4 protein-coding genes and 1 pseudogene are annotated in these 2680 nt (G+C 71.9%); 1 reads left to right on the top strand and 4 read right to left on the bottom strand.

Annotated features, from left to right (window positions below; all coding sequences use genetic code 11):
• Positions 1 to 44: 44 nt before the first annotated feature.
• Together ABT116_RS42175 and ABT116_RS42170 are read right to left on the bottom strand one after the other, a co-directional pair.
• Positions 45 to 560, bottom strand: a complete 516-nt coding sequence (locus ABT116_RS42175; protein ID WP_351645726.1) for a YqeB family protein — start codon at positions 558 to 560, stop codon at positions 45 to 47.
• Between the two features lie 125 nt (positions 561 to 685).
• Positions 686 to 1123, bottom strand: coding sequence for a DUF2000 family protein (locus tag ABT116_RS42170; RefSeq protein WP_351645723.1), 438 nt, complete (start codon positions 1121 to 1123; stop codon positions 686 to 688).
• Positions 1124 to 1172: 49 nt separating this feature from the next.
• On the opposite strand from ABT116_RS42170, the gene ABT116_RS42165 reads away from it, so the two are divergent.
• Positions 1173 to 1967: a helix-turn-helix transcriptional regulator gene (locus tag ABT116_RS42165; RefSeq protein WP_351645721.1), complete on the top strand. Its 795-nt coding sequence runs from the start codon at positions 1173 to 1175 to the stop codon at positions 1965 to 1967.
• On the opposite strand, the gene ABT116_RS42160 is transcribed toward ABT116_RS42165, so the two are convergent.
• Both ABT116_RS42160 and ABT116_RS42155 read right to left on the bottom strand, forming a co-directional pair.
• Entirely contained in the window at positions 1964 to 2473 is a 510-nt protein-coding gene (locus ABT116_RS42160; RefSeq protein ID WP_351645718.1) for a type III secretion system chaperone family protein, read from the bottom strand. The two genes, ABT116_RS42165 and ABT116_RS42160, sit on opposite strands and share 4 nt — an antisense overlap.
• A pseudogene (locus tag ABT116_RS42155) lies at positions 2466 to 2680 on the bottom strand (D-inositol-3-phosphate glycosyltransferase); the annotation flags it as partial. The gene ABT116_RS42160 and the pseudogene ABT116_RS42155, both read right to left, overlap by 8 nt.

Below are 2680 nucleotides of genomic sequence, written 5' to 3'. Positions count from 1 at the left end.
GATCGCTCACCGTCCGTCGCAGCTGCCCCAGTTGGGAACCGTGCTCACCGAGGGCACTGCGCAACTCGGTGGTCAGCCTCCGCCCATGGGTAGCCGTGTGCGGTGAGGGCGTCCGCGAGGCGCCGCCAGTTCAGGCCGCAGTGCTCCCGCGCCAGTTCGAGGCTGTCCGGGCCGAGCAGGACGAGCTGCTTGCCGTCCCGGAAAAACACGGAGATCTCGTCGCGGGTGAAGTCCTGGACGCTGTCCCGGACGGTCAGGGTCACGTGGGTGTCGCGGACGCGGACGGACAGCGACTCGTGCGCCGCCGTGAAGCCGAGCAGCAGGCCGCCGAGCACGCCCACCGCGGTCGTACCGAGGGTGAGGGCGGGTTCCGGGACCGATGTGAGCAGTTCGGCCGGGCCTTCGAGCGGTGCCCACGGCAGGGCGAGCAGCAGGCGTGCGAGGAGCGGGAGCACGGCGCCGGCCACGGCACCGCAGGCGACGCAGAAGAGCACGATGGCCCAGGCCGGTTCGGCGAGTTCCGTCGCCCTGCCCGCCTGCGAGCGGGGGCTCTTCCGCATGGGAACGTTCCTTGCTTCCTCCATACGGCCAGTCTCTTCGGCAGCCGTCCGCCCTGTCGTCAGCCGTTGGTCTACGCGCCCGCGACTTTGGTCGCCCGCCGGCCCCGCGGGCCCGCCTCCCCGGCTCACGGGTGCATCCGCGCCCCCTTCACCACCTTGTCCACCGCGTTCTTCGGGCCGTGGACCGCGAGCCCCACGAGGTCCAGTTGCGCGGTCGGCACGACCCGCACGGCGGCGCGGTTGTCGCGGTCGTTGCCCGTGGCGAAGAGGTCTGAGGTGAAGATCGCGCGGGGCAGGGCGCGGGAGAGGGCACGGGTGTGGGCGGTGGTCAGGGTTTCCTTGGTGGCCTCGAAGACCATGACCGGCTGGCGGAACATGGGGAGGTAGGGCACGCCGTCCGCGTCCGCGTACGGTTCGCCGATCACCTCGGGAATCTGCGTTCCGAGGCCGCTGACCAGGAACGATGTCACGTTGAGGCGCTGCCAGGGTTCCAGGTCCGCGCGCAGCAGCACGGCGATCTTCGTGTCGAAGCGGATCGGCTCCGGGGAGGGTTCGGTGTCCATGCTCCGAGCGTGCCCGCCGGCCTCCGCCGGGGTCTTGTACGTTCTTTGCATGGCCTCCGAGTCCTCCCGGATCGTCTCCGCCTGGCGGCCCGCCGTCGAAGGTGTCGTCGAGGTCTTCCACGCGCGGTTCACCGAGTACGCGTATCCGATGCACGTCCACGACTCCTGGACGCTGCTGATCGTCGACACCGGCGCCGTGCGGTACGACCTCGACCGGCACGAGCACGGCACCCCGCACGACACCGTGACGCTGCTGCCGCCGCATGTGCCGCACAACGGCTCCCCCGTCACCTCCGAGGGCTTCCGCAAGCGGGTGCTGTACCTCGACGGGACGTACCTCGGGGACGAGTTCATCGGGGCCGCCGTCGACCGGCCCGATCTGCGCGATCCGCTGCTGCGGCGGCGGGTGGGCCAGGTGCACGGCGCGCTGGGGCGGCCCGGTGAGGAACTGGAGGCCGAGAGCAGGCTGTTGTTCGTCGGGGAGCGGTTGCGCGGGCATCTGCGCGACGAGTCCGCTGTCGCTCGGCCGGCCGATCCCGTGCTCGCCCGGCGGCTGCGCGAGTTGCTCGACGAGCGGATCGTCGAGGGCGTCGTCCTGCGCGAGGCCGCGGGGCTGCTCGGCGCACATCCCGCCCATCTGGTACGGGCGTTCAGCGCGGCCTACGGCATCGCCCCGCACCAGTATCTGACGTCCCTGCGCGTGGGGCGCGCCCGGCGGCTGCTCCTGGAGGGGCGCTCACCGGGCGATGTGGCGGTGGCGGCCGGGTTCTACGACCAGTCGCACCTCACCCGGCACTTCCGGAAGCTGGTGGGGGTACCGCCGGGGCGTTACCGGGCCGGTTAGCGCTCGGGGCGCTGGGTCAGGTGCGCGAACGCGTCCAGGTTGCGCGTGGACTCCCCCCGCGACACCCGCCACTCGTACTCCTTGCGGATCGCCGAGGCGAAGCCCAGCTCCAGCAGGGTGTTGAAGGCGCCGTCGGAGGCCTCCAGGACCTGGCCGAGCAGACGGTCGAGCTCGTCGGCGGTGACGGCGGACAGGGCGAGGCGGCCGGTGACGTAGACGTCGCCGTGCCGGTCGACGGCGTAACTCACGCCGTAGAGCTTGAGGTTGCGTTCCAGGAGCCAGCGGTGGACGCCCTGCTCGTTCTCGTCGGGGTGGCGGATGACGAAGGCGTTCAGCGACAGGGAGTGGCGGCCGACGAGCAGGGAGAGCGTCGTCTTCAGCTTGCGGGTGCCGGGGAGCTGCGCGACGTACGTGCCGGGCCGGGGGCTCTCCCACTCCAGGTCGGCGTCCTTGAGCACTGACTCGATGACCTGGGCCGCGCGCTGTTCCTGATCGGTTTCACCCATGCAGCGAGCGTACGCGACGGCGGTGTGCCTGCATCGCGGCCGTGTAGACGTCGGCCGTGGCGGCGGCCGCCGTGTCCCAGCCGAAGGACTGGGCGTGGCGGGCCGCCTGGTCGCCCAGCCGGGGCACCAGCTGCGGGTCGTCGGCGAAGTCGCGCAGCACGCGCGCGTAGTCGGCCGGGTCGTGGCCGCGGACGCCCCCACCTGGGT

The organism is Streptomyces sp. NPDC002130 (genome assembly GCF_040296465.1).
GTDB lineage: Bacteria > Actinomycetota > Actinomycetes > Streptomycetales > Streptomycetaceae > Streptomyces.
The sequence above is the reverse complement of the archived record's forward strand: the minus strand, read 5'-3'. Positions and strand labels throughout refer to the sequence as shown.